This window comes from Bartonella occidentalis (genome assembly GCF_037070875.1).
Lineage (GTDB): Bacteria > Pseudomonadota > Alphaproteobacteria > Rhizobiales > Rhizobiaceae > Bartonella.
Genome location: NZ_JAYMZJ010000001.1, coordinates 179,592 through 206,580, shown reverse-complemented (window position 1 = coordinate 206,580; position 26,989 = coordinate 179,592). Strand labels below are relative to the sequence as shown.

Annotated in this window: 20 protein-coding genes; 15 read left to right on the top strand and 5 right to left on the bottom strand. The window is 39.1% G+C overall.

From position 1 onward, the window contains the following. The first annotated feature begins 48 nt into the window (after nt 1-48). Both WCP78_RS00930 and WCP78_RS00925 read left to right on the top strand, forming a co-directional pair. A complete protein-coding gene (locus WCP78_RS00930) occupies nt 49-2,463 on the top strand; it encodes a TIGR02302 family protein (RefSeq protein ID WP_336278642.1) in 2,415 nt (804 codons plus the stop codon). Nucleotides 2,464-2,723: 260 nt separating this feature from the next. Then, the gene (locus WCP78_RS00925) at nt 2,724-3,440 is read left to right on the top strand and encodes a class I SAM-dependent methyltransferase (RefSeq protein ID WP_336278641.1); all 717 of its coding nucleotides are present in this window, start codon (nt 2,724-2,726) and stop codon (nt 3,438-3,440) included. 68 nt (nt 3,441-3,508) lie between these two features. Here the strand turns inward: WCP78_RS00925 and WCP78_RS00920 are convergent, their stop codons facing one another. Next, on the bottom strand, nt 3,509-4,192 hold the full coding sequence (locus WCP78_RS00920; RefSeq protein ID WP_336278640.1) for a response regulator transcription factor: 684 nt from the start codon (nt 4,190-4,192) through the stop codon (nt 3,509-3,511). Nucleotides 4,193-4,264: 72 nt separating this feature from the next. Between WCP78_RS00920 and WCP78_RS00915 the strand changes: the two genes are divergently transcribed. Continuing rightward, nucleotides 4,265-4,828, top strand: a complete 564-nt coding sequence (locus WCP78_RS00915; protein WP_336278639.1) for a L,D-transpeptidase family protein — start codon at nt 4,265-4,267, stop codon at nt 4,826-4,828. Here the strand turns inward: WCP78_RS00915 and WCP78_RS00910 are convergent. Together WCP78_RS00910 and tsaD are read right to left on the bottom strand one after the other, a co-directional pair. Then, nucleotides 4,820-5,254, bottom strand: a complete 435-nt coding sequence (locus WCP78_RS00910; RefSeq protein WP_336278638.1) for an EVE domain-containing protein — start codon at nt 5,252-5,254, stop codon at nt 4,820-4,822. The genes WCP78_RS00915 and WCP78_RS00910 overlap by 9 nt on opposite strands. A gap of 464 nt (nt 5,255-5,718) precedes the next feature. Next, on the bottom strand, nt 5,719-6,813 hold the full coding sequence (tsaD, locus tag WCP78_RS00905; protein WP_336278637.1) for a tRNA (adenosine(37)-N6)-threonylcarbamoyltransferase complex transferase subunit TsaD: 1,095 nt from the start codon (nt 6,811-6,813) through the stop codon (nt 5,719-5,721). Nucleotides 6,814-7,186: 373 nt separating this feature from the next. Between tsaD and WCP78_RS00900 the strand changes: the two genes are divergently transcribed. From WCP78_RS00900 to WCP78_RS00885, 4 genes are all read left to right on the top strand, one after another. Continuing rightward, entirely contained in the window at nt 7,187-8,377 is a 1,191-nt protein-coding gene (locus tag WCP78_RS00900; protein ID WP_336278636.1) for a COG4223 family protein, read from the top strand. Nucleotides 8,378-8,390: 13 nt separating this feature from the next. Next, nucleotides 8,391-9,950 carry a heme biosynthesis protein HemY gene (locus tag WCP78_RS00895; protein WP_336278635.1) on the top strand — a complete coding sequence of 520 codons (1,560 nt, stop codon included), beginning with the start codon at nt 8,391-8,393 and terminating at the stop codon, nt 9,948-9,950. 96 nt (nt 9,951-10,046) lie between these two features. Then, complete coding sequence (locus tag WCP78_RS00890; protein ID WP_336278634.1) at nt 10,047-10,790, top strand: glutamine amidotransferase; 744 nt, start codon at nt 10,047-10,049, stop codon at nt 10,788-10,790. Between the two features lie 217 nt (nt 10,791-11,007). Continuing rightward, nucleotides 11,008-12,003, top strand: coding sequence for a DUF2125 domain-containing protein (locus WCP78_RS00885; RefSeq protein WP_336278633.1), 996 nt, complete (start codon nt 11,008-11,010; stop codon nt 12,001-12,003). On the opposite strand, the gene WCP78_RS00880 is transcribed toward WCP78_RS00885, so the two are convergent. Further along, nucleotides 12,000-16,709, bottom strand: a complete 4,710-nt coding sequence (locus WCP78_RS00880; protein WP_336278632.1) for an NAD-glutamate dehydrogenase — start codon at nt 16,707-16,709, stop codon at nt 12,000-12,002. The two genes, WCP78_RS00885 and WCP78_RS00880, sit on opposite strands and share 4 nt — an antisense overlap. A gap of 245 nt (nt 16,710-16,954) precedes the next feature. Here WCP78_RS00880 and WCP78_RS00875 point away from each other — a divergent pair, with 245 nt between their 5' ends. The 4 genes from WCP78_RS00875 to rpsP all read left to right on the top strand — a co-directional run bounded on the left by WCP78_RS00875 (nt 16,955) and on the right by rpsP (nt 20,141). Further along, on the top strand, nt 16,955-17,608 hold the full coding sequence (locus WCP78_RS00875; protein WP_336278631.1) for a carbonic anhydrase: 654 nt from the start codon (nt 16,955-16,957) through the stop codon (nt 17,606-17,608). 237 nt (nt 17,609-17,845) lie between these two features. Then, the gene (ffh, locus tag WCP78_RS00870) at nt 17,846-19,408 is read left to right on the top strand and encodes a signal recognition particle protein (RefSeq protein ID WP_336278630.1); all 1,563 of its coding nucleotides are present in this window, start codon (nt 17,846-17,848) and stop codon (nt 19,406-19,408) included. Between the two features lie 24 nt (nt 19,409-19,432). After that, nucleotides 19,433-19,765: a chorismate mutase gene (locus tag WCP78_RS00865; protein WP_336279102.1), complete on the top strand. Its 333-nt coding sequence runs from the start codon at nt 19,433-19,435 to the stop codon at nt 19,763-19,765. 16 nt (nt 19,766-19,781) lie between these two features. Next, entirely contained in the window at nt 19,782-20,141 is a 360-nt protein-coding gene (gene rpsP / locus WCP78_RS00860) for a 30S ribosomal protein S16 (RefSeq protein ID WP_336278629.1), read from the top strand. Between the two features lie 114 nt (nt 20,142-20,255). Here the strand turns inward: rpsP and WCP78_RS00855 are convergent, their stop codons facing one another. Further along, nucleotides 20,256-20,471 (bottom strand): DUF1674 domain-containing protein, encoded by a 216-nt coding sequence (locus tag WCP78_RS00855; protein ID WP_336278628.1) that lies wholly within the window; start codon nt 20,469-20,471, stop codon nt 20,256-20,258. Between the two features lie 97 nt (nt 20,472-20,568). Here WCP78_RS00855 and htpX point away from each other — a divergent pair, with 97 nt between their 5' ends. From htpX to purH, 4 genes are all read left to right on the top strand, one after another. Beyond that, complete coding sequence (gene htpX / locus WCP78_RS00850) at nt 20,569-21,621, top strand: zinc metalloprotease HtpX (RefSeq protein ID WP_336278627.1); 1,053 nt, start codon at nt 20,569-20,571, stop codon at nt 21,619-21,621. Between the two features lie 54 nt (nt 21,622-21,675). Then, entirely contained in the window at nt 21,676-23,016 is a 1,341-nt protein-coding gene (locus WCP78_RS00845) for an RsmB/NOP family class I SAM-dependent RNA methyltransferase (protein WP_336278626.1), read from the top strand. 20 nt (nt 23,017-23,036) lie between these two features. Further along, a complete protein-coding gene (locus tag WCP78_RS00840) occupies nt 23,037-24,791 on the top strand; it encodes a heparinase II/III family protein (RefSeq protein WP_442895293.1) in 1,755 nt (584 codons plus the stop codon). Between the two features lie 156 nt (nt 24,792-24,947). Further along, nucleotides 24,948-26,564 carry a bifunctional phosphoribosylaminoimidazolecarboxamide formyltransferase/IMP cyclohydrolase gene (gene purH, locus WCP78_RS00835; RefSeq protein ID WP_336278625.1) on the top strand — a complete coding sequence of 539 codons (1,617 nt, stop codon included), beginning with the start codon at nt 24,948-24,950 and terminating at the stop codon, nt 26,562-26,564. The last annotated feature ends 425 nt before the right edge of the window (nt 26,565-26,989 follow it).

Sequence of the window (26,989 nt, the reverse complement as noted above, 5' to 3'; positions counted from 1 at the left end):
GATTTATGAGTTCAATTTGCCACTATGAAAAAGGACAGATGTTTGTCTATGAAAAGTGAAAACATCAAAAGTTTTGCGATAATCAGGCTTTTGTGTGTGCGCATTGTAGTGTGGTGTATCCTATTTTTTGAGCGGATATGGCCGCGGTTATTGCCGTTTTTTTTGATTGTGAGTTTCTTTTGTTCGCTTAGTTGGTTTGGGATTTTTGGTTTTTTGGGTTATTGGCCACACGTACTGTTACTTTGGCTTATGTTTTTTTCTGCTTTGGGGAGTTTATTTTTTCTTTTTGGCGTTCAGTTTCCAACAACTAAAGATGTTAATCGCCGTGTTGAACAAGTAAATAGCCTGAAAAACCAGCCTTTAAGTGTTCAAGAAGATCATTTATACATAGAAAATGATGAAGATTTTCATGCGATTATTTGGCGTGAACATCAACGCCGTATGGCAAAGCAGTTATACCATTTAAAAACTGGGTTTATCTACCCTAATAGTGCGTCTTACGATCCTTTGGCTCTAAGGGCTTTATGTGTTCTACTTTTTGTGTGTGCTTTTAGTTTTTCTTTTGGCTCTTTCGGGGGGCGTTTAGCGGATGCCTTTGATTTGCGTCCTGTAGTCAGTGAGCAGTCAATGCGGATTGACGCGTGGGTAACACCGCCTGTGTATACAGGTGTTGCACCTATTTATTTAACAAAAAGTGAAACGACAAAACTTGTTGTTCCTGAAGGCAGTAAAGTGGTTGTGCGCGTTGTCAATGCTGCTGGGGTTACAGTAAAAGCGACCTCTGAAGAGAGTTCACACAAAGTTTTATTTTCTAAAAAAAGCGAAAAAACAGCCTCTAATGATCCAATTGTTAGTTTTGAGACACACTTAAATCATTCGATAAATTTGCTGGTATCATCACGTCATAAGCAACAGCAATGGTATTTGCATGTAATTAAAGATCATCCACCAAAAATCCGTTGGGCAGAAAAACCAGGGAGGGTTTTGACTGGTTCGCTAGAGCTGCAGTATGAAATGGATGACGATTATGGAGTTACAAAGGCTTTTGTCGACATAGAGCCTTTTCTTGATCAGAAAAATAATGATGCCTCTCTTTATCAAGCACCTGAAATAAAGCTTCTTTTGGCTCGTGGTGGAAAGGGCAAAATGCGAATGATACAAGATGTATCAAGCCATCCATGGGCTGGTTCAGAAGTCAAAATTACTCTGGTGGCAGAAGATGGTATTGGGCAGCAAGGTCGCAGTAAAACTTTTGTCATGACGTTACCGCAGCGTATTTTTTCAAATCCTATCGCTCGGGCAGTAAGTGAGTTGCGTCGTTTATTGGCACTTAATATTTCTGCAAAAGAACGTGTACTTGATATGCTTGCAGCTTTGCTTGTACGTCCAGAAGATGGGCTTCAAAATACAACATATTTTCTTGCCCTACAGAGTGCATGGACAAGGCTTTCTATAGCAGAAACAAAGGATCAATTGCGCGATGTAGTCGATTATTTATGGCAGATTGCTTTGGGTATTGAAGGCAATAAACATGAATCCGTTCAGAAAAATTTGAAACAAGCTCAGGCTGCTTTGCGTGATGCGCTTCGCTATGGTGCTCCAGCGACAGAAATTGAACGTCTTATGGGAAATTTACGTCAAGCTATGGATGAGTATATTCGCGCTTTGTCTGAAAATGCAAAGGATAATAGCGGTTCTAGCAAGCCTAATCTTTCAGAGGATACGCTACAAAAAAAGCTGAATTTAATTGAAGAAATGGCTAAGATGGGCTCTTCTTTTGCAGCTGAGCAGTTATTGGCCGAAGTTGAACAGATTCTAGATAATTTAAAGGTTCGAAAAAGCAGTCAAGATGAGGAAAATAGGAATCGCCAAACATCTCAGATGAAAGAAAAGATTGATCAACTAGGTGATTTGATGCGTCGTCAGCAGGAAATTCTTAACGAAACACATCAGCAAAAAATGGGAAAACAACGCGGGGAAAATGTACCAGAAAAACAGAACGAATCTTTGAAAAAACGTCAGGCTGAGTTGCAGCTTGAATTGTCAACGTTGGAAAAAGAATTATCGGCGCAAGGGTTTGGTCAGAGTGAGGCGTTGAAAAAAGCAGAAGAAAAAATGAATTCTGCAGAATCTGCTCTTGATAACGGAAACCACGAAACATCCATACAAAATCAGTTGGATGTTTTAGAATCCCTCAGGAAAGGCGCACAAAATATTTTGAAAAAAATGCGTGAAGTGCTTAAAAAAGATGGCAGCCATCAAAATGCTGTTCACGGTTCTGAAGATCCATTAGGGCGTCCACTTTCTTCAATTGATCAAGGGAAAGAAAGTGGAGATGTGTCATCGGAAAGTGATCAGATGCGTGCACGACAGATTCTAGAGGAAATTCGCAAACGTCTTAGCAGTGACAATATGTCAGAAGCAGAAAAAAACTATCTTGAAAGGTTATTGCATTTTAATTAATCGTGTAACTTATTTTTTAAAGATGTCTGAAAAAGTTTGCTGAAAACATTGAGGGAGCACAAAATTTAAAAATAAAATACGATTAAGGGTTTTGTCGTGAAGAGATTAGAAAAATATTTTTTGCGGCTTTGAAGATGTCGTGGGGGGGTGGGATATGAAATATTAGGTTTTTACCATTGCAGAGAAAAGGTAAAAGTTCATATAAGTGGGGTATATGAGACCTGTTGGTGTTTAGAATTTTTTCTACGCGGTATATTGAGTTGGATATAGTCACACTGAGAGATTTTTATGATTCTGCACTTGGTATGCGCGTGAAAGAGACGCTGTGTAACCAATTAAATTTGTGTTGGCCAGATCTTATTGGCAAGCGGATTATGGGTTTTGGTTATGCTGTGCCTTATCTTTCTGTATTGCGTACACGTGCACAACAATGTTTTGCTTTTATGCCTGCTGCTCAAGGTGCTTCTCCTTGGCCTTGTGCTGATAATGTTGCTACAGCTCTTGTTTTTGAAGAAGATTTGCCACTTCCTGACGCTTCAATTGATTGTATTTTATTAGTACATGCACTTGAGTATACAGAAAATTCATCTGAAACGCTTAATGAAATATGGCGGGTTTTAGCTCCTAATGGCCATTTAATCGTTATTGTTCCGAATCGCTCCGGATTTTGGGCGCGCAACGGTTGCACACCCTTTGGTTATGGTGAGCCTTATAGTCGGCAACAAATCGCTCGCTTATTTGAAAAAACAAATTTTATTTCTGGACCAGTACAGGAAATTGTACATTATACACCTTCTTCTGGTTATGTTTCGCGGTTATTCTCAATTTGTTATGAGCCATTTGCACGCTATCTTTTACCTTATTTTGGTGGACTCTTAATATGTCAGGCTCAAAAACGCGTTTATCAGGGTTTGCCTGTGCAGCGCCGTCAGTCTCGGCGTGTTTTTATTCCTGCATTATCACCTACAAGCGTGTAAAAGTTTTTCTCATCTGATAAAAAATAGGAATATTACTATCGCTTTTTAATAATAATATGGGAGATCTTTTAAAGGTTAAGGCGATACCCGTTGTGATCGGTAATAAGAATTTGTGCATTAGAGGGATCTTTTTCGATTTTTTGTCGCAAACGGTAGATATGGGTCTCTAATGTATGAGTGACAATATTTTCATTGTAACCCCAAATTTGTTCTAAAAGTGTTTCGCGGGTTACAATTTTGTCACTGGTACAATAGAGGTATTTAAGAATTGCTGTTTCCTTCTCTGTGAGACGAATTATATTATTTTGTTGATCAATGAGGAGCTTTTGTCCCGGCTTAAAGCTATAGGGGCCAATGTCAAAAACCGCATCTTCATTGTGCTCATATTGGCGCAATTGGGCACGGATTCGTGCCAAAAGCACCGCAAAGCGAAAGGGCTTTGTTACATAATCATTGGCGCCTGTCTCAAGATCTAAAATAGTATCACAATCTGTATCATTATTCGCGATCATGATAATAGGAGCACGAAATCCTTGAATGCGCAATTTTTCAACGGCTTTGCGGCCATCAATATCTGGAAGCTCAATATCTAAAATTACCAAATCAATATTTTCTTCTTTAGTTATTGTGATTCCTGTTTTAGCTGTTTTGGCTTGGAAAACTTTAAATTCTTTATGAATTTGCAATTGTTCTACCAAAATAGAGAGCAGATCATTATCGTTTTCAACGATTAAGAGAGTATAGCAATTCATTTTTTTCCTTATCAGGTATGGTATGTTGATGCTATAATTGGCGGGGGATAGTTTCATGAAAAGTAAAATTTTATGCAAGGAAAATTAAAAAGAAAACCCTATAAAAAACAAACTTTTGTTTTTTCTATGACCATTCGTCGACAAACAGGTAAACATACGCGTGGTATTTTGTGCGTTGGTCAGAATCGTTTTTTTTGTGCTCTAGGACGGAGTGGTATTTCTGCTTTGAAGCGTGAAGGCGATGGTGCAACGCCTTTGGCACGTATGCGTTGTTTAAAAGGATTTCGTAGCAATTCTTATCACTCCTTTTTACGTTCCACTTTGTCTTTCCGTCGTATTCGAATACAGGATGGTTGGTGTGATGCAAGCGGTGATGCGAATTATAATCGCTTGGTACGCCTTCCTTATGATAATGGTGCTGAAAAGATGCATCGTGACGATGGCCTTTATTCAATTGTTGTCGTTCTGGATTGGAATTATACAGAACGAAAAATGGGAAAGGGAAGTGCTATTTTTATGCATTTAGCTCGAGAAGATTATACGCCAACAGAGGGATGCATAGCACTTTCTCGTCGCGATATGGAGCGTCTCTTACCACATATTAGCCGACGAACAAAAATTATTGTTTTAGGCTGAAAGTATTTCCATCTTAAGGTTTCCCATCAAGCAGACTTCCTTCCATTCATCTTTTGTTACAGGTTGTACGGATAAGCGGCTGGCGTTGACCAGTGTCATATTTTCTAGTTTAGGATTGGCTTTGATTTGTTTGAGTGAAACAGGAGTTGGCATATCACAGATAGCACGGATATCTACACATTCCCAGCGTGGGTCAGAGGTTGTAGAATCAGGGTGTGCTTCAGCACATACTTCGACAATACCTACAATTTCTAACCCTTTATTTGAGTGATAAAAAAAGCCTTTATCTCCATATTTCATGGCGCGCATATTGTTCCGAGCTTGATAATTGCGTACACCATCCCATTGTTCGCCATCAGCACCTTTTTTCTTTTGCATGTCCCATGACCATTTATCGGGTTCAGATTTAAAAAGCCAATAAGCCATAAGTTTTCCTTTTCATAAATTATGCTGCATTTTATGAGTCATGGACTATGTTTATAAGTGTCTATAGAGTCCTATCAAGCATGATTTTGGATTTAAAATAATTAAAGAATAACCATTATTAATTTTTTCGAAATAATAAATGGCAGAAAAAGAATAAGCTATGCTTATGATGTATTCATATATGACTGGGAAGTTAATTTGGCATAATCTGCTGTCAGTAAAACAGATGTGTAAAAATGCATGGAAAAGCAAGTTTAAAGTAAATCATTAAGTATCGAAGAAAATTCAGTCATTTTTCGATTTTTTTCTGGAAAGCTTATTCAATATGATACTTTAAAAAAATAGGGCAAGAAAATCTATTTCCAACAGATTTTAATACTGTAATGATGGTGAAAACAGACTAAGATGCCACAAATAACAGCGATTTATTCCGATGCTTTGAATAATAAAGGCATTAATCTATGTTATGCTTTTGTTCCGCGGCGCCCCATTCCGATTAAAGGAGTAGCGTTTTCATCCAATGGCCAGCGTGAACGAGGGGCAATATCAAGAGGGCTTGTTTCTCCTCGTGCGAGCCGTTCTGCACCAGCAAAAGCAATCATTGCGGCATTATCTGTGCATAAGGAAAGAGGAGGAGCTATAAATTCAAAACCGTGTTGATGAGCAAGTTCTTGCAATGTAGAGCGAATAGCTTGGTTGGCAGCCACTCCGCCCGCGACAACTAAAGCAGGTGGACGACATCCTTGATAGTGTGAGGGAGGATATTGATGGGTGAAGTGTTGCAAAGCTAAACGAACGCGATCATACACCGTGTCAGTAACTGCTGCTTGAAAGCTTGCGGCAATGTCAGCAACATCGCTTTCTGTAAGGGGAGCCATAGCCGTTGCTGCTTGTCGAACAGCGGTTTTTAATCCAGAAAAAGAAAAATCTAATCGTTTTTCACCTTTTAACGGTCGTGGAAGAGGAATACGATTTTTATCACCTAATACAGCAACTTTTTCCAGTGCTGGACCACCAGGGTAGGGAAGTCCTAAAAGTTTTGCAGTTTTATCAAAAGCTTCTCCCAATGCATCATCGATAGTGGTTCCTAAGCGCTGGTAGTTGCCCATTGCATGAACAAGAATTATTTGCGTGTGGCCTCCTGAAACCAACAGCAATAAATAGGGAAAGTTGACTTTATGGGTTAGGACAGCTGTTAAAGCATGTCCTTCCAGATGATTTACAGCAATAAAAGGTTTTCCAGTGGCAAGAGATAGTGCTTTTGCGCTCATAACTCCGACTAAAAGCCCTCCTATTAAGCCAGGGCCACTTGTGGCAGCAATGGCATCAATATCTTGCAATTTTGTGTTCGCTTCTGTCAGAGCTTTCAAAATTAAACTATCGAGAATTTCAACATGAGCACGGGCAGCAATTTCAGGAACAACACCACCATAAGGTGCATGGTCAGCAATTTGACTCCAAACAATATTAGAAAGAATTTGATGATTTCCTTCACTACTATGTTCAATAACAGCAGCGGCAGTTTCATCGCAACTCGTTTCTATTCCAAGCAGGCGCATTTCGGACAAAACCTTATGTTAAAAAATTTTCTTAATGTCGGTATCATGAACAAGCGAGGATATGCAAAGAACTTCTCTAAAAATTATCATCTGTATGCAAAACTTAATTTTTTCTTTGAGATGATTGCTTTATTGATTAAAAGTTGAGGTGTGGTCTTCAGGATAATATAAACTGATGTAATTATAAAAGCTTGTTTATACAAGTATATAATTGTAAATGTATTCAGTAATAATAATGCAGTGTTAAAAATTTTGGCAAGTATATATTTTCAAAAGCGTGTAAGGAGTGGGAGATTGTTTGAGACATGCTTAATTTTAAAGATTTTTTCATTTTGTTATTTTATCGTTAAAAAAATGCGAGAAAGTGACTAAAATGGAAGATCCTTCAAAATCAAAAGCTAAATCACATTATACTGGTGTTCGGCGCAAAAAGCCTATAATTGAACAAAAAGCTGTAAGCCATGATTTAGAGCAAAAAACAAAAGATTCTGTAGAGTCGGTTACACCAGAGAAACAGAGCAAACAAGGCACACAGAGTCAAAGTACATCTGGTGTGGCGTGGTTTTTTTTGCCAATTTCAGCATTTTTGGGTGGTCTGATCGCTTTGGGTCTTTGGATAGGGATGCAATGGGCGGGTTTTTTACCATTTTCTTTAGTGGATAATCATGCTGGAGAAGAGAAAGCTTTGCAGATTGCTGAAACAGTAAAAAGTCAAGTAGAAGAAAAAATGGGGCAGTTGGATCATGTGCTTCAAGAAATCGATGCGTTAAAAAAAGAGTTTTCTTCTTTCTCATCACAAAACGTTGACGCTATCCAAGGTGATGGAGCCCAGAAAGAAGATGACAAAAAAGCTTTTGCGGCTTTAGAGGAGAGAGTAAAGAGTCTTGATGAGCATGTGCAAACAGTATTTGGAATATTATCAAAAGATATGAAAACAGCTTTGTCCAACGGGCAAAACAATACGAATGATCTCGCTTCTTTAAGAAAACAGTTAAATACTGTGAAGGAAGAGATTGCAGCCAAAGGGGATGGAAAAGAAGAAATAAATACTGCGGTGTTTATTGCAATCAATGCGTTACAAAATGCTATAGAGCGTGGGGGATCTTATGCTAACGAATTGAAAATATTGCAGCAATTATCGCCTTCAATTGATGGACTTGAGGTGTTACAAAAAACAGCTGCTATAGGGTTGCCGAATCCAGCTCAACTTTCAGCTGATTTTGCTAATGTTGCGGATGCAATCGTTAGTACGCAAAATATCGTTGCAGCAGATGCTCGTTTTTTTGAACGGGCTTGGGCTTGGATAAAAGGTCTGGTTGTTTCGCGACCTATTGGAAATGTAGAAGGTATGACGCTGGGAGCGATTGCAGCACGAATGGAGGTTGCCATTCAGAAAGGCGATTATGATAAGGCTTTAGCCGAGTGGCAAACATTGCCCCACAGTGCAAAAGAGGTTTCTGTAGATTTTATTCGCCAACTTGAAAGGCATATTGCTGTTCATAATATTCTCCAAAAGTTGCTGGTGTTGGCGCAACAAGGGTCTTTTAAGGCGACAAAGATGTAAATAGGCTTAAGAGATGATACGTGTTTTTATTTATAGTTTTGTTGTATGTGTGCTTGGCTTAGCTTTTGGATGGATTGCTAATCACAACAGTTCTTTTGTTATAACATTTTTACATTTTCGCTTCTCTGTTTCATTATTAACAGTTTTAAGTGTAGGTATTTTATTTTTGGGGGTTCTGGCACTTTTATTTTGGGTTTTGCGTACTATTCTCTTTGCACCCAGTATTATACTCAATTATTTTTATAGACGCCATCAAAAGCAAGGTTATGAAGCTCTTGTACAGGGGATTCTTGCAGCCTTCGCTGGCGATGGTGTTTTGGCGCAAAAAATGGAAGTTCGTGCTGCAAAATATCTTGCAGGCAATCATACATTAGTGAAGCTTTTACAAGCACAAGCTGCGTCTTTGCAAAATAATTCTGCTCGTGCTGTTAGTCTTTATGAGGAGATGAGAAAAGAAACATCAACAAAATTGGCTGGGCTTTATGGTTTATTTCGTGAGGCCATGAGTATCAAAGCTTACGAAGTGGCACAGCAATATGCAGAAGAAGCACTGGCTTTATCACCAACACTTTCATGGGCTGGTCAAGCTGTGCTTGAGCGATTGAGTATTGAAGGGAAGTGGGATAAAGCACTCGATGTTTTTGAACGGGAGCAAAAAGTTTTACCGCGCTCTGTTCGTTCAACTAAAGAGCGTTGCCATACACAGGCTCTATTATTAAGTGGGCAGGCACTTCATTTGTTTGAGACGCATCTCGCAGAAGCGCGTACAGCTATTTTAAAAGCACATAAATTAGTCCCTGATTTTGTGCCGATAACAATCATTACAGCTGATATTCTTTACAAATCAAATGAAAAACGTAAAGCTGATAAAATGATTATTACAGCATGGCAAAAAAGCCCTCATCCTGATTTAGGAGCTCTTTATCTTGAAAGTGAAGAAGGAGCTGTTGGACGGTTAAAAAAGGCTCAAACACTTGCTTCCTATAATAAGGATACATTCGAATCAACTTTCTTAATTGCTAAAGCTGCTTTGGATGCTGGTGAAATAATATTAGCAAGAGAATATGCACAAAAAGCACTTCAGTATCATAAGCGGGAAAGTGTTTACTTATTATTGGCAGATATTGAAGAAGTGCAGGGAAATAATCAAGGAGCTGTACGTCAATGGCTCTCTTTGGCACTGCGTGCTGAGCGTGATCCAGTATGGATGTGTGATGGTACTATTTTTTCTTCTTGGTTAGCGGTTTCTCCTATAAGTGGTCGTTTAGGCTGTTTCGAGTGGAAGGTACCTCCCTACAGGCCTCTTCTAACATTAGAGTCTGACAGCATTGTCCTAAAAAAAGAAGATGACGAGAACAAAAAAGAAGACACCAGGGGCAAAAATGCTGTTATTGAAGGTAAGTTGCTTGAAGAAACCTTATCTTCAAAGGATGATCTTGTCTATGATACTCAAATAAAAAAGCAAGATAAAGACGCGCAAGTGTTTAGTCAAACTCACTTAAACGTTGATGATCCAGGAATTCAAACAGAAGAAGATACATCTTCAACGACAGAAAAATTTCGATTGTTTTGAAAAAAGGGATTATAGTAAAATTTATTTACTGAAATTACTTTCTTGTGCTTAAAAAATTATAAACATAACTTGGTTGAAAAAGCGATTAATTAGAAAATGTTCTTGATACAAAATTGTTGTAGTACGCAAAAAAGCACTAAACAAAGAATTGCTGTAGTTGTTCATCGAAAATCTACATATACTGGTCGCTTGGAAGAGTTTTTGCAAAAAAGTGGTTTTGTGCTTGATATTTATCGTCCTATTTTGGGACAAAAACTTCCAGATACATTGCAGAATTATGCAGGAGCTGTTATTTTGGGAGGGCAAATGAGCGTAAATGATCAGGATTCTTATATTAGTAAGGAAATTGATTGGATTTCTCTGTTGCTTAAAGAGGAAAAACCTTTCTTGGGCATTTGTCTTGGAGCGCAAATGTTGGCGCGCAATTTAGGGGCGCGCGTTGGTACAAGAAGTGACGGAATCGTTGAGATCGGTTGGTATCCATTGGAAGCTACTCTAAAAGGTAAGGAGCTTATGGAGTGGCCTGAAATGGTTTACCATTTTCATCATGAAGGCATTTATGATTTACCTAAAGAGGCAGTGCTTTTAGCAACAGGGCATACATATCCTACACAAGCTTTTCGTTATGGAAAAAACGCATGGGGCTTACAATTTCATGCTGAATTTACACTTCCTATGATACGGCGTTTAGTGATAAACTCGGTACAAGACTTTACCGAAAAAGGTGCTCAGCCTGCTTCTGCGCATTTAAAAGGTCGTTTAATATATGATAAGGCTTTGAGCCAGTGGTTTGAAAGTATATTGCAATACATTTTTGGTGTATCTACTGCACTCGCATAAATTTTAAGAGCTTGACCATTATCTTTAAGAAAGGTGCGTTTAATTTGTCTACGTTCTTTCAGTTAATATCACTACGGAAAAGCTTTTCTTTAAGCTATTTGCTTTGTGGGTTGTTCTGTTTTGTTTTGATATTTATTTATAGTTCTGTCTGGTTTTTTTTTCACGTAAAATAGAGGAGCGTGCTTCCGATATAATTGCAAGCGCATCTTCCCATGGTATGACGGTTGTATGCGAAAATATACGCAAGAATGGTTATCCATTACGGATTGGTATTATTTGTGATAAATTTCGGTTCGCTTGGCCTTCGTATGGTTTTGCCTCATTTACTAGGCGTTTAACAGTTGATGCACCAGTTTATACACCTCATTTGTTAGAGATTAATGTTCATTCTCCTGCGTCAATTGTTTTAACCGGAAGAACCCCTTTAGTATTACACTGGCGCAATTTGGTTATTAAAACAGAGCCTTATTGTAAAGTAGATAAGGAATTGAAGCTTATCGCTGAGGGGATTGAATTTTCTACTATTTCATCACCGTTTTTTGAGGATCAAATATTTCAGGAAGAATTAAGATCACAGATAACAGATAATAAAAAGGCGGCAAAACAAATTGAGCACGATCAGTCATCTCTGGGAGATGTTAATGACACGGCTATTTCGTTAGATAAAAGAAGTGAGATAAAGACAGCAAAAGCAGAGTTTGTGCGACTTAATCTTAAGCATGAGAAAAATGATTTATTAGGGCATATTGCTTTTGATAGTTTTTTTTCCTCAGACATTATGGCACCTTATTTTGTTGATTTTCCAAAAATTGATGGCAATTTGAACTGGGTTCTTAGTGATGTGCCTCACTTATTCGATACAAATGATAGTGGAGAAAGTTTTAAGCAGCGTTTATATGGGAAAAGTGGTATTTTAAAACGCGGTGAATTGATTTTTCATACAGGCGGTGTATTGCATATAAGTGGACCTTTTTCTTTTGATGATGAAGGATACTTAACAGCAAAATTTGAACTTACCTTTTCTCAGCAGGCAGATCTTCTCTCTACCATGCAGCGTTTGTTTCCAACGCAAGCTAATAATCTTCAAACTTTATTTTTGATGTGGAGTTTTATGCCTAAAAATGCAGATGGCCAACCTTTTCTCCCTTTGCAGATTACCCATGGATGGATAAAATTGGGTTTTTTAAAGATTGGCCGTCTTTCACCGCTTTAAGTTTTAAAAGTTGTATTTTGAAGTTGAGAAATCATGCCCGCTATAAAAGTAAAACGAGAAATGTTAAGATCGTTATCAATAAGAGCACCAATACGGCTTGTTACATGATGAATATGATTTTCTTCTGCTTTGCTCCAAACTGCAAACGGGTTCTCCTTTTCTCCGTAATTTTTTAGGATTTTCGTAACAATTTTCCGTAAACTTTCAGCAATATTTTCTTTGGCTTGGCTTAAAGCCATATTATCATAATAATCAAGCACAGGGATTACTTGACATGCTTCATTAATGCGGTTGGCACGAATAATTTGCGCAAGTGAAAAATAAATTTCTGCAGTTTTTATAAGATCACTGTTGTTTTGTTTTGCAATTAAAGAAATATCACAAGTTATCGGGGCAGTTTCTAAGAGAGCCAATTTCTCTGCTAAATCTTTTGGAGCTCCTTCTTCATGATAATGGATCGCTTTCTCTCTAATTTTTTGACTAATGTCATTATCATCGGAGTGTATGAGTTTTTCTTCAATAATAGTACGTGCTTGTTTCAGTGTTTTAACAAGATCTTCTAATGAAGCAGAAATATCCATATTGTGCAAACCCCAACTGGTTGCTTCAAAAAGCATTGAGGTGATTATTGCGTAAAACTTATTTTGTACAAGACCCGGTATCTTATTATCAAGGTTATCAATTTGGTTAGATAATTGAGGAACTTCAAAGCTATCACGCAGTGCAATGAAAACGCGAATAATATTTTCTGTCTTTTGTTCTGTTGCATCTTGTAGGCGACTAACAAAAGTAGCTCCACCGCGATTCACAATATCATTGGCAATGAGGGTTGCAATAATATTACGACGTAATTGATGATGAATGATTTCTTTCTCGAAGTTTTGCTGAATCTGTGTTGGAAAGTAGTTCAACAAAGTTGTGTTGAAATAACTATCATCAACAATGGATTTGTGAGCGATGTCTTCTTTCAAGGTTAATTTAGCGTAAGCCAAAATAACAGCCAGTTCTGGACGCATAAGACCTTGGCCTTGGGTTATTCTTTGGTGTAAAACTCGTTCATCAGGGAGCATTTCTACTCTACGATCTAGAAGCTTTTTTTGTTCTAAATCGTGCATAAAGCGTATTTGGTAGGGTAAGTCGACAACACTTTGGCTTTCAGCCAAGGAAAGAGCCAGTGGTTGCAAATAATTATTGCGTAGAACTAATTTCTCAACCTGTGGAGTCATTTCTCTCAAGAGTTCATCGCGTGCTTTGCGAGTAAGCGTTTTTGCGTGAAGTGCTGATGCAAGAACAATTTTGATATTAACTTCAACATCAGAACAATTAACTCCTGCAGAATTATCGATGGCATCAGTATTGCATCGCCCACCATTTAAGACATATTCAATTCGACCACGTTGCGTAAGGCCAAGATTTGCTCCTTCACCAATAACCTTTGCACGTACTTGCTCACCAGTAATGCGTAGTGTGTCATTAGCACGATCGCCGACTTGGGCATCGGTTTCTGTTGTTGCACGTATGTAAGTACCAATTCCACCAAACCATAAAAGATCGACAGGTGCTTGGAGAATGGCAGAAATAATTTCAAAGGGCGTGCCTGTTCTTTTTTCAAATCCAATGGCTTGTGCTGCTTCAGGTGAAAGAGTAATGATTTTGGCTGTGCGTGAGAAAATGCCACCACCCTTTGATAATTTTGTGTGGTCATAGTCCTGCCAGCTTGAGCGAGGGAGTTTAAATAAGCGCAGACGTTCTGCATAGCTTTCATCTATATTTGGATCTGGGTCGATAAAGATATCACGATGATCAAAGGCAGCAACAAGCTTTGTTTGTGTGGAAAGTAACATTCCATTTCCAAAAACATCACCTGACATATCGCCAACCCCAACGCAGGTAAAGGGAGTTTTTTGGATGTCGTGATTAAATAGTTCTCTAAAATGTCTTTTAACTGCTTCCCACGCACCCTTGGCTGTAATTCCGATCGCTTTATGGTCATAGCCTGCTGATCCTCCAGAAGCAAAAGCATCATCAAGCCAAAAGTGATCTGCTTGGCTAATAGCGTTAGCAGTATCAGAAAATGTCGCAGTACCTTTATCTGCAGCAACAACAAAATACGGGTCATTCCCATCATGGCATATAACATTGTTGGGTGAACTTACTTTGCCATTAACAAGATTATCTGTAATGGAAAGTAAAGCGGTGATAAAATCAATATAGGCTTGTCGGGCAGCTTCTACCACAATGGCACGATCATTGGTTTGAGGCAGACAGTGAGGATAGAATCCACCCTTTGCGCCAACAGGAACGATAACTGCATTTTTTACTTGTTGGGCTTTGACTAGGTCGAGTACTTCAGTGCGGTAATCCAATGCACGGTCAGACCAACGAATTCCACCGCGGGCAATAGGACCAAAGCGTAAATGAACTCCTTCAACTTCTGGCCCGTAAACAAAAATTTCTCGATAAGGACGTGGTTCAGGCAAACCTTCAATTTGGCGTGGATCCAATTTGGTTGCTAAAATACGCCGTGGACTGCCATCTTGAAGAGGAGCAAAAGCATTGGTTCGCAGAGTTGCTTCAATGAGATTGTGATAACGGCGTAAGATGAGGTCATCATCTAAACCGAGGACTTTCTGCAATTTTTCTTCAATACGTTGTTGAATAATTTTTTGATTCTGCTTTCGATCTTGTTCAGTATAGCTTTGATGAAATTTTAAATGAAATAAAGCATAAAGATCTTGAGTAATATCAGGATAATCATTTAAAGTTTGAGCAACTCGCTTTTGGGAATAAGGAATTCCCGCTTGTTGGAGATAACGTCCGTAATGGCGCAAAATAACAATTTCACGCCAATTAAACTGAGCGGTTTGGGTTAAGGCATTAAAGGTATCATTATCAGCATTTTTTGCCCAAATAGCTTCAAATGTTTCGGCATATTTTTGACCAGTTTTTTCAAGGTCAATACCAAGTTGGAAGGCGCTTTCCAGTTGCATATCATGAAGATAGACAGAATTTCCACTACCATCTGGTAATTGAAGTGTTTGCTCAGCAATAACCCGAAATCCCATATTTTCAAGAAGTGGTACACGTTTGGAAAGAGCAAGCGCTTCATAGCGGTGAAAGAGTTTAAGAAAAATTGTGCGTTTTTCTTTGTTGTGCGCGTGATAAAAAGTAACAAAAATTGGCTTTTTATCATTGAGATTTAAAATATGTTCTGCATCTTCAATTGCGTCTTCAGCTGAAAATAAATCACGATAGCTGTTGGGAAATTGACTGGCCAAGTGCGTTTGTTGATCTGTTGTTTTGCGTGTAAGTGCAATTGCTTGAATACTATCTTCCCAGCTTCGTGCTATGGAACGCACATTTTGTTCAAGTACAGTGCGCTCGATAATAGGAGCACTTTCGCTTCCCTTACGACGGATAATATAATGGACGCGTATGAGTGTGCTTTCCAAAAATAGAGGATAAGATTCAAAAAAATCACCTTTATAAAGCTTAACAAAATATTCGCCAACTTTTTCACGAAGATTACTGCTATATTGATCACGGGGTACATAGACAAGTATAGAAACAAAACGCCCGAACGAATCAGTATGAGCGAGTACCCGTAAACGAGGGCGTTCATCTAGTTGCAGGATAAGTTTCGCATTTTCTGTTAATGTATCAACATCAGAGCGAAATATTTCATCTCTTGGATAAGTTTCTAAAACACTGATGAGTGCTTTTCCAGAATAGTCAGAACTATCGTATCCAAGACGTTGAATAATGGCTTTGGCTTTCTCTTTTAAGAAAGGGATTTGCAGAATAGAACGCGTATAAGCTGAGGAAGTAAATAAACCTACAATACGCAATTCTCCACATAAACGGTTTTCTTTATCAAAGATTTTAAGACCAATATAATCGAGCCAAACAGGACGATGAATTTTTGAGCGACTATTAGCTTTTGTCACAATGAGTAGGTTATCACTTTCCATAAAGGATAAGATTTCTTGGGGAGGTTCTTCTACACGCGAATCTCCAATAATACGAATAGAAGCGTCAGTGAGAATACCCAGTTCAATATCACTGGCTGTAAAGGCTTTTGTAGGCTCTTTGTCTTTTATAAAGTTATAAGTGCGCATGCCAAGGAAGATGAAATTATTGTCCATCAGCCAGTTGAGAAATTCAATGGCTTTTTCACCTTCTTGTTTGTAGTGTGATGGAAGATGTGTTTGGTAGGCATGGATATGCTTTTCAACCTCTTTAAGCATAGGTTTCCAGTCTTGTACAGCAGCATTAACTTGTTCAAGAACCAAAGCAAGTTCATCTCTTAGCTTTCTTATTTGCTGTTCATTTAATGATTCGATGTGGATTTGCATCAGGCTGATACGTTGTCCAGAAGCATCATCAAGGATAGGGTGTGCAATCAAATAAATATGATTTGCGTGTTGATTGAAGATATTTAAAATGGAATCAAGGAGGAAAGGTTTGTTATCGTTGACGAGCGTGATAACGGTTATAGGTTTATCATTACGAGTCAGATTTTGCTCAAAGCAGATAGTATTTTTTCCTGTTTGGTGTAGATTAAAAGCTTCGATAGCGATGGTTGCAGCTTTTTGGAGTTCTTTGTCCTTATAACAGATAATATCTTCTTGATCGGTATGAGAAAACAAGATTTGTTTTATTTTATCCTGATTATTTTTTGCCTCTGACGCTGTTTGTTTTAACATAATAATCTTCCCTTTTTTGTGGCTTTTTTCTATCTATAAGAACAAGCTTTTATATTATTCCTCTACAGTGTATCATTTTCTTTGTGCAGGGAGTAAGTAGTTTATTAGATAATAAAATATTTTTTTCATTATTATAGTAATGATTTGACATTCTTAAGAAAATATTTTGCGACGGTAAAGGGACATTTTAGTGTTTTATATGTTAATAGTTTACTCTTTATACACAAAATGAAAGCAAATATAAAATGATGCATTTGCCAGATAGGCTTTTAAGAGGTTATCAATCCTTTATAAAAAATCATTTTTCATATAAAACAGAGCATTATCGAAAATTGGCGCTTGAAGGACAAAAACCAGAAGTTTTGGTAATTGCTTGCTGTGATTCGCGTGCGATACCAGAAATGATTTTTGATGCTAATCCAGGTGAAATTTTTATGCTGCGCAATGTAGCAAATTTGGTTCCCCCTTTTTCTCCTGATAGCAAATATCACGCAACATCAGCGGCAATCGAATATGCAGTACGGTTGCTTGAAGTAAAGCATATCGTTGTTTTAGGTCATGCCCGTTGCGGGGGGGTTAGGACTGCACTTGAGGGAACATGCAATTCTTTGCTATCAAGTGATTTTATTTGTCAATGGATAAGTCTTTTGGCGCCAGCAGCAAAAATAGTGGCCAGCAATAAATCGCGGATCACGCAAGAGGAACAAACAGCATTAGAGCAACTTTCTATTCTTCATTCATTGAGAAATTTGGAGACATTTCCATGGATAAAAGAGCGTAAAGATCAAGGCACTTTGATGTTGCATGGGGCGTGGTTTGATATTTTAAATGGCAGCTTGTGGAGTCTGGAGCCCGAAACCGGCAATTTTGTGCGCATCGAAGTTAAAAGTTTTGGGTAGCTGTGAAGGTTTTCTTATATCTTTTTGCTTCATATAAAGAGATACTGTATGATAAATCTTGACAAAGTAGGGGTTTTATTGTTTGAAGAAGCGAGCTTTCAGTGACAAAATTAGCTTGGAGCCACCGACTGGGACCCCGTTTACGGGTATAAGGAGATCTCAGAGGTCAACATCCGATGACGCGGTGCATTGTCGGATGCTGTTTTGGTTTGTTGTGATGTAGCAATGAGGTGAGGAATGTTTGAATCTCTGCAAGAGCGGCTTGGTTCCATTCTGTCTAGTTTGACAGGGCGTGGTGCTTTGTCAGATCAAGATGTCGTGGCGGCGCTGCGCGAAATTCGTCGCGCTTTATTGGAAGCTGATGTTGCCCTTGATGTTGCTCGTTCTTTTACCGATAGGGTTCGTGAAAAAGCTGTTGGATCCGCAATTGTTAAATCAATTAAACCCGGACAAATGGTTGTTAAGATTGTTCACGATGAGTTGGTCAATATCCTTGGAAGTGAAGGCGTCTTAAGCGATTTAAATGCTCCGGCTCCTGTTGTTATTATGATGGTTGGTTTGCAGGGGTCTGGAAAAACAACAACAACAGCAAAGCTTGCAAAGCGTTTTACGGATAAACACAATAAAAAGGTCTTAATGGCGTCCTTAGATACACGCCGTCCTGCAGCACAGGAACAATTACGTCAATTAGGTGAACAGGCAAAACTTGCAAGTCTGCCTATCATTGCAGGACAGTCCCCTGTCGATATTGCGGAGCGTGCAGTACAAGCAGCTAAATTGGGTGGTTATGATGTGCTTCTTCTTGATACAGCAGGTCGTAACCATGTTGATGAAGCTTTGATGATCGAGTTAACTGAAATTAAAGCTTTTTCCCTTCCTCATGAAATTATGTTGGTCGCTGATAGTCTTACGGGTCAAGATGCTGTTCATCTTGCGCGTTCTTTTGATGAGCGGGTAGGAGTTACAGGGATTATTTTAACACGTATGGATAGTGATGGCCGTGGTGGTGCCGCTCTTTCAATGCGTGCTGTTACCGGTAAGCCGATTAAAGCAATTGGAACTGGTGAAAAATTAGAGGATCTAGAAGAGTTTCATCCTAGTCGTGTTGCAGACCGTATTTTGGGAATGGGCGATATCGTTTCTTTAGTTGAAAAAGCAGCCGAAACGATGGATCATGAAAAGGCAGCAGCTTTTGCAAAAAAAATGCAAAGCGGAAAATTTGACCTTAATGATCTTGCAGATCAATTACAGAAAATGAAAAAGCTTGGAGGTATGGGGGGGCTTATGGGGATGCTCCCAGGTTTGGGGAAGATAAAAGATCAGATTGCAGCAGCAGGACTTGATGATCGTTTATTTAATCGTCAATTGGCTATTATTTCGTCAATGACGCCTACAGAACGTGCTAATCCAGAGATTTTGAAACATAGTCGTAAGCAGCGAATCGCGAAGGGATCTGGAACGAGTGCCGCTGATATTAATAAGCTTTTGAAGATGCATCGCCAAATGGCTGATATGGTAAAAGCTATGGGAAGTAAGGGCAAAAGTGGCTTGATGGGAAAAATGTTTGGAGGACTTGGTTCTAAAATAGGGCTTGGTGGTATGGGAAATTCTGGAACTATGCCTGATTTGTCAGAGTTTAATCCAAAACAATTATCAGCACTACAAAAGCAGATTGAAAATGGTAATGGAAGCAGAGCATTACCTGGACTTCCAGGGCATGAACCTATATTTCCTGGTCTTTTAAATAAGAGCACTGCCGATAATGGGGGAAAACTTCCTCAGCGTCCCAAGAAAAAGTGAGATGCAAAGAGGGAAGGAAATATGATGCAGGAGAAAATATTGGGCGAATTAACGAATTTAAGGGCGTCCATTGATAATTTTGATGCAACGTTAATTTATATTTTAGCAGAGCGTTTTCGTTGCACAGATGAGATTGGGAAATTAAAGGCTTGTCATAATTTGCCTGTTACAGATTCTCTGCGTGAGCAACGGCAAATAGCGCGTTTGCGTCGATTAGCCATAGACAGTCATCTTGATCCTGATTTTGCTGAGAGATTTTTAAAATTTATCATTAAAGAAGTTACGCAGCACCACAAAATTATTGCTGAAGAGCAAAGACCAAAGAAAGTAGATTTATTAAATGAAAGCCAGAACTGACAATAGGAGATAAAATATGGCATTGAAAATTCGTTTGTCCCGTGGAGGTTCAAAAAAGCGTCCTTACTATCATATTGTCGTTGCGGATGCACGTAGCTCGCGCGATGGGCGGTTTCTTGAGCGTGTTGGTGCGTGGGATCCAATGTTGCCTAAAGATGGGGTGCGTGTGAAACTTAACGAAGAGCGTATCCAATATTGGCTTGGTCAAGGTGCGCAGCCGACAGATCGCGTTTTGCGATTTTTGGATTCTGCTGGTTTAAAGAAGCGTCCAGCTCGTCATAATCCACGCAAAGGTGAACCTGGTGTAAAGGCACAAGAGCGTATAGCTGCAGCAAAGCAAGCTGCTGAGGAAGCAGCTGCTGCAGAAGGAGCGTGATTACCTCGAACATAATTTAAGTTACATTTAAAAGTTTTTATATAATAGCTATAATCTCGCGTTTTTATCTGTAAAAACAGATTCTCTATAATCTATAAGGAGAGAAGCTGATTTTTAAAAGTCAATGGCGCGGCCTTTAATTTCCCAATCTCCATAGCGTGAAGGGTCTTTGCCGCCGCGGCCGCTTTTCTCTAAGGGTTGGTCTTCATTTATTGCTTGTTTACGTCTTTCTTCAGCCTCATTTAATGCACGTTGTGCTTCAGGAGAAAGGGGTTGAAGTTTAGCGGCCATAGCATTTTGTTTGCATATTGTTTTGTCTTTGTTGTCCATTTTATACCTCTATTTTATTGAAGAAGCAGAGAGAAAATCCCATTATATAATGATTATATAATATAGAAAGATTATATTTTTACGGAGCTTTTGAGTAATGAATGTGATGCGTACCGCAATGCTTTTAGCTTTTATGACTGCTCTTTTTATGGCGGTTGGTTATCTCATTGGGGGGGGCAGTGGTATGGTTGTGGCGCTTTTAATAGCGGGAGGTTTAAACTTTTTTTCTTATTGGAACTCAGATAAAATCGTTTTACATATGTATGGTGCTCGTGAAGTTGATCAGCATTCGTCACCAGTTTATTATAAAATTGTAAGCGATTTAGCTCAAAAAGCTTCTCTTCCTCAACCAAAGGTTTACGTTATTGATAGTGCACAGCCAAATGCTTTTGCCACAGGACGTAATCCTGACAATGCAGCTGTTGCTGCGAGCACTGGATTGTTAAAACAGTTGAGTGTTGAGGAGGTTGCTGGGGTTATAGCTCACGAATTGGCACATATTGAGCATCGTGATACGTTAACAATGACGCTGACTGCAACAATTGCAGGAGCAATTTCAATGCTTGGTAATTTTGCTCTGTTTATAAGGGGGTCGCGTAGTTCTTCAGAACACCATCATGGTTCTGGAGTGCTCGGGAGTCTTATTGCTATGTTTGTCGCACCTTTTGCAGCTATGCTGGTGCAGATGGCTATTAGCCGCACGCGTGAATATGCTGCTGATCGCAGAGGTGCTGAAATATGTGGTAATCCCTTATGGTTGGCTTCGGCGTTGCATAAAATTTCCGGTGGTGGATATACGATCTATAATGAAACGGCTGAACATAATCCATCAACAGCACATATGTTTATTATTAATCCTCTGAGTGGTGGAGGAGCTGATAGCCTTTTTTCAACTCACCCATCGACAGAAAATCGCATTGCAGCTCTTTGTAAGCAAGCAGAAGAGATGAGGGGGTTAATGGCTAACAATATGAGGTGGAATGAAAAACATGCTTTTCATGAAAAAAATAAGGGTTTGGACTATGGAAATCTGAATTACAATGATAAATTCAGTGAATCAGGTGATCAGGAGCCAAATGCTTCCCAGCGTGTGACAAAGCGCCCTTCTTGGCTTTGTTATGGAGGGTCAAAAAAGTCTCATCGGTCATAACTTTTAGGAGAATACAGGCATTATTTTAAAACATAAAAAAAGTGGGGCGTGTGTTTGAAAAAAGCTGTTCCAGGATTAGAAGTGAGGCAAGTATGTGTTCGTTTGTTAGGGGCTGTAGTTAATAGGCATGTGTCTCTTTCTGGTTTAACGGATAATGAGCATGGACACCCTCGGTATTTAAAGCTTTCACATAGAGATCGCTTATTGTGTCGAGCTATTTTGGGCACGGCATTACGTTGTCGAGGGCAGATTATAGCTATTTTATCGCGCTTTTTGACGCGACCTATACCTTCACAAGCATTTTCTTTGCAGCATCTCCTGCATATTAGTGTGGCGCAAATTCTCTATCTTGATATTCCTGATCACGCTACGATTGATTTAGCAGTGCGTGTGGCTAAAATTGATCCTCGTATACGTCGTTTTTCAGGACTCGTGAATGCTCTTTTACGTAATATCGCACGTGAGGCGGTATTTTTACGTCAACAAACTCCTACTATTGAAATGATTCCAGGGTGGTTTAGACAAATTTTAGTGTCAAACTATGGAAAAGAAAAGGCTGATCAGATTTTAGCAATTCAAACCATTGAACCGCCTCTCGATTTGACTGTTAAATTTGATAGTGTTGGGTGGGCAAAACGGCTTGGAGGTGTTGTTTTGCCAAACGGTTCAATTCGTTTAAATCATTTGGATTGTTCTGTCTCCGATTTACCAGGATACGGAGAAGGCACTTGGTGGGTTCAGGATTTTGCAGCTGCTCTACCTGCTTGTTTACTAGGAGATATTCATGGCAAACAGGTTGCTGATCTTTGCGCGAGCCCGGGTGGAAAAACAGCTCAATTAGCTTTGCAAGGCGCTGATGTGACTGCAATTGAGATGTCTGCTAGTCGGATGAAGCGTTTAAAGGAAAATATGGAGAGACTGCATTTTTCAGTTTGCTATTTTGAGGGCGATGTAAGAGATTTCCGTCCTAACAAACTCTTTGATGCCGTTTTACTTGATGCTCCTTGTTCTTCTACAGGAACGATACGTCGTCATCCAGATATTTTATGGACTAAATCAGCTGATGATATTCTCCAACTAGCAGCATTGCAATATGATTTGCTTTTAGCAGCAGTTGCTTTGGTAAAAAAGGGGGGACGTATTATTTTTTCCAATTGCTCGCTGGCAAGAGAAGAAGGTGAAGATCTCATAGAGAAAATTTTATCGACATGCAATGACATTATTTTAGAGCCTATTTGTAGAGAAGAAATGGGCGCTATGGCGCATTTGCTTTCTGCTAAGGGAACTTTGCGTACGACACCTGCTGATAGTTGTCATGAAAATTTTTATGCCGAGAAAAAACTTTTTTTAGGAATGGATGGTTTTTTTGCAGCACGCTTCCGTAAAGTGATTTAATTAACGGTTCATTTACTAAAATGGCTGAAATTGTGCTTGGTGAAAGCATATACGGAGATGAGGTTGTGGCGGTTTTAGTAAAAAGTTCTCAAATAAAGGTATCAGATTTTGTATATATGACTCATCAATTGATGTGGCGTTTATGGGTAGGACCGTTATTTCGCTGGAGGTTTTCTGGATTTCGTCCTAATAAAATTTTGGCGCACCCCATTGATTTGTATGTAGCTGACCCGATGATGGCACATGAATTTTATCATGGTCGCTTTGCTTTTTCTGGTCGTATTGTTCATTCTGGTGCTGTATCACCTTTTTTATTAGTTCCACCAACATCAGAATGGGAAGCGGATCTTCATAACTTTCATTGGTTGCGGCATATGACAGCAGCAGATAGCGATTTAGCTGCAGCGCATGCGCGTTCGTTGGTAGAAGACTGGTTTGATCATACTGGGAAGAAGGTAAAAGGGATTCCTTGGAGTGGGTCAGTTGTGGCACGCCGTTTGATTTCGTGGATTGGTCATTCGCAAATGTTGTTGGAAGGTGCAAGTGAACGATTTAAAAAGCGTTTTTTGCGGGCGCTTGGTTTTCAATTTCGCTATTTACGTATAGTAATTTGCGGTATGGAGCGTAATGATCAACGCTTACAAGCAGCAGTAGCTTTGACATTTGCATCTCTTGCTTTGCCTGTTTCTGCGGCAATAAAGAAAAAGGTGCAAGCCTGCCTCATTGAAGAGCTTTCGAATCAGATTCTTCTTGATGGTGGACATATTTCGCGTAGCCCTGCAATTTTGCTCAATTTATTATCCGATTTATTATCTTTGCGTCATCTTTTTGCGCGCAGTAATGAAACAGCACCGCGTATTTTAATTGATTCTGTTGAGCGTATGTTGCCGGCTTTACGATTTTTTATTCATGAGGATCAAACATTAGCACATTTTAATGGCGTTGGATCTACTATGTCTGAACGCTTATCAACGGTTTTAAAGCTTGATGAAACGGCAGGGCATCCTTTTAGTTATGCACGTTACTCAGGATTTCAACGTTTACAAGTGAATCAAACAACCGTGCTGGCAGATACAGGGAAGTTTCCATCACGTTCTGCTGCAGAATATGCTTGTTCGGGGTGTTTGTCTTTCGAAATGTCTTCACAAGGAAGCCGCTTTATTATCAATACGGGTGTTAATCCCTATGGGGGGGAGGAGTATCGACAGTTTGGGCGTTTTACTGCAGCACATTCAACGGCAACGGTTAACGATTGTTCAGTCGGTACCTTTCGTAAAAAAAGAGGGAGCGATACTTCCTTTTTACTTGAAGGGTCAATGGATGTTAAAGTACGGCGCATAGAAGATGCAAAGAAGATTGGTTTTGTTGCAAGTCATGATGGTTATGTACGACCTTTTAATCTTATTCATGAACGTGGGCTTATTTTAGCGACAAATGGCGCAATAATTGAGGGTTTTGATCGCTTTTTTATGCCTCAAAAGGGGCGGTCAAATAGACAAAAAGTAGCTCAAAATCAACAAAATAATGTTGCTGTTCGGTTCCATCTTCATCCACAAGTTAAGGTCAATTATGATGGGAATTGTGTATATTTAACCGTAGATGATGAACAAGTATGGCAATTTATATCACCTGATGCTGATATTTGTCTTGAAGATTCGATTGATTTTACGGGATTAAAAGGCCCGCAGCGCACACAGCAAATTGTTTTATATTTTCGTCCTGCATTCCAAGAAAAAGTTCGTTGGCGTTTTATTCGCCGGCGGGTAAAACAATGATTCGCTTTTTTATGGTTTCGGTCAAAATGATATTATTCTTTATATGCTAAATGTGCTAGAGCAGAGGCATTTGTGCTCTTTTGATATCATTTGATTAATGTGAGTTACAGGCGCGTTTTTCTTAAGTTTTAACCATTTTATTTTGAGGTTTTTTGTATGGGTGTTGTTGCAAAAAATTTTCCTATCCCTGGTCTTCATCAGGTTCGTCGTGCTCTTCTTTCTGTGTTTGATAAAACTGGTTTAGTTGCGTTTGCCCAAGCACTTCACACTTACGGTATTGAATTAATTTCGACAGGAGGAACAGCTAAAGCATTACTGGCTGCTGGTTTGCCCATAAAAGATGTTTCTGAAGTTACTGGCTTTCCAGAAATAATGGATGGACGCGTAAAAACACTCCACCCTTTGATTCATGGCGCTTTGTTAGGAGTAAGACAAGATCCAAGTCACGCGGTTGCTATGGAAAAGCATGGCATCAATGGGATTGATCTTGTGGTTGTGAATCTTTACCCTTTTGAAGAGATCTCCCAATCTGGAGCTGATGAACACACAATTCTTGAAAATATTGATATTGGTGGGCCTGCAATGATTCGCGCTGCAGCGAAAAATCATGCTTATACCGGCATTATAACAGATATTAGTGATTATGATGTAGTTCTGGATGAATTAAAGGGGCATGATGGGTGTTTAAGTTTTGTGATGCGGCGTCAATTGGCATTGCGTGCTTATGAGCGTACAGCTGCCTATGATGCAGCTATTGCAGCGTGGTTCGCACGAGATTTAAAGGTTGAGACTCCATCTTGGCAGAGCTTTTCTGGCCATCTTGAAAGTGTCATGCGCTATGGGGAAAATCCGCATCAAAAGGCGGCATTTTATCGTAATAAAGACAAACGCTTTGGTGTTGCAACAGCAAAACTCGTGCAAGGAAAAGCGCTCTCTTATAACAATATGAATGATACAGATGCGGCATTTGAACTTGTGGCAGAATTTGATCCGAAAAAAAAAGCTGCTGTTGCTATCATTAAACATGCCAATCCTTGTGGTGTTGCAGAAGGCCACAGTTTGAAAGAAGCTTATTTAAAAGCACTTATGTGTGATAATGTTTCAGCATTTGGTGGAATTGTTGCTTTAAATCAGCCCCTTGATGAAGAATGCGCCAAAGAGATTATCAAGATTTTTACAGAAGTGATTATTGCTCCTGATGCGACAATGGCTGCGTGTGAAGTTATTGCACAGAAAAAAAATCTTCGTTTGTTGATAACAGGTGGTGTTCCTGATCCACGTTATGGAGGGTTGATTGCAAAGACACTTTCAGGGGGGATTTTAGTGCAATCACGTGATAATGTTGTTGTTGATGATCTTAAATTAAAAGTGGTGACAAAGCGTGCTCCAACTCAGGATGAAGTGCGTGATCTTCAATTTGCTTTTCGTGTAGTGAAGCATGCTAAATCAAATGCTATTGTTTATGCGAAAAATGGTGCAACAGTTGGAATTGGTGCTGGTCAGATGAGTCGAGTTGATTCAGCTAAAATTGCTGCGCGTAAAGCTAAGGAAAGTGCGCAAAGAGCAGGATTAACAGACTCTCTCGCTAAAGATTCTGTGGTTGCATCGGATGCATTTTTTCCTTTTGCAGATGGTTTATTAGCAGCCGTTCAAGCTGGTGCAACAGCCGTTATTCAACCTGGAGGATCCATGCGTGATGAGGAAGTTATTGCAGCTGCTGACGCGCATGATCTGGCTATGGTTTTTACGGGTGTGAGGCATTTTCGCCATTAATAACTTTTTTAATACTTGATTTTTGGGGACAGACAAGTTTTTTATGAGCTAGGTGCACGTTAGTTTGCAATTACCTCACATTTGTAATTTTTCCTACTTTATACCTATAAAGGTGTAAAACTGTCTCTTTAAATTTATAAACTAATACTGAGTGGTCTTGGTATTAATTGTGGTGATATTGATTCGATTGCATAACGTTATGTACACAAATTTTATTGATTTTTAGTGGTTGCTTAAAAGCGTGTTTTCTTTGAAAAAATTGTATTTTTTAGATTACAAATTACAAGTTTAGCGATGGGAAAAGAGGATGTGTTTGTGTACCTTGTTCAGGGTATTTTGAGAAAAATAATTATAAAAAGTATGTTTTATGAAAAATATTTAACACAATTTTTTAAGGATAGAGAGGGTATTAGGTGTGTGTTTTT

Excerpts from the sequence above, each read along its gene's own strand:
- WCP78_RS00890 (WP_336278634.1), top strand. The coding sequence starts at position 10,047 with ATGTTCTTGATACAAAATTGTTGTAGTACGCAAAAAAGCACTAAACAA.
- WCP78_RS00855 (WP_336278628.1), bottom strand. The coding sequence starts at position 20,471 with ATGGACAACAAAGACAAAACAATATGCAAACAAAATGCTATGGCCGCT.
- WCP78_RS00840 (WP_442895293.1), top strand. The coding sequence starts at position 23,037 with ATGGCTGAAATTGTGCTTGGTGAAAGCATATACGGAGATGAGGTTGTG.
- WCP78_RS00875 (WP_336278631.1), top strand. The coding sequence starts at position 16,955 with ATGATGCATTTGCCAGATAGGCTTTTAAGAGGTTATCAATCCTTTATA.
- purH (WP_336278625.1), top strand. The coding sequence starts at position 24,948 with ATGGGTGTTGTTGCAAAAAATTTTCCTATCCCTGGTCTTCATCAGGTT.
- WCP78_RS00915 (WP_336278639.1), top strand. The coding sequence starts at position 4,265 with ATGCAAGGAAAATTAAAAAGAAAACCCTATAAAAAACAAACTTTTGTT.
- WCP78_RS00885 (WP_336278633.1), top strand. The coding sequence starts at position 11,008 with ATGACGGTTGTATGCGAAAATATACGCAAGAATGGTTATCCATTACGG.
- rpsP (WP_336278629.1), top strand. The coding sequence starts at position 19,782 with ATGGCATTGAAAATTCGTTTGTCCCGTGGAGGTTCAAAAAAGCGTCCT.
- tsaD (WP_336278637.1), bottom strand. The coding sequence starts at position 6,813 with ATGCGCCTGCTTGGAATAGAAACGAGTTGCGATGAAACTGCCGCTGCT.
- WCP78_RS00930 (WP_336278642.1), top strand. The coding sequence starts at position 49 with ATGAAAAGTGAAAACATCAAAAGTTTTGCGATAATCAGGCTTTTGTGT.
- WCP78_RS00880 (WP_336278632.1), bottom strand. The coding sequence starts at position 16,709 with ATGTTAAAACAAACAGCGTCAGAGGCAAAAAATAATCAGGATAAAATA.
- WCP78_RS00900 (WP_336278636.1), top strand. The coding sequence starts at position 7,187 with ATGGAAGATCCTTCAAAATCAAAAGCTAAATCACATTATACTGGTGTT.
- ffh (WP_336278630.1), top strand. The coding sequence starts at position 17,846 with ATGTTTGAATCTCTGCAAGAGCGGCTTGGTTCCATTCTGTCTAGTTTG.
- WCP78_RS00920 (WP_336278640.1), bottom strand. The coding sequence starts at position 4,192 with ATGAATTGCTATACTCTCTTAATCGTTGAAAACGATAATGATCTGCTC.
- WCP78_RS00865 (WP_336279102.1), top strand. The coding sequence starts at position 19,433 with ATGCAGGAGAAAATATTGGGCGAATTAACGAATTTAAGGGCGTCCATT.
- WCP78_RS00910 (WP_336278638.1), bottom strand. The coding sequence starts at position 5,254 with ATGGCTTATTGGCTTTTTAAATCTGAACCCGATAAATGGTCATGGGAC.
- htpX (WP_336278627.1), top strand. The coding sequence starts at position 20,569 with ATGAATGTGATGCGTACCGCAATGCTTTTAGCTTTTATGACTGCTCTT.
- WCP78_RS00895 (WP_336278635.1), top strand. The coding sequence starts at position 8,391 with ATGATACGTGTTTTTATTTATAGTTTTGTTGTATGTGTGCTTGGCTTA.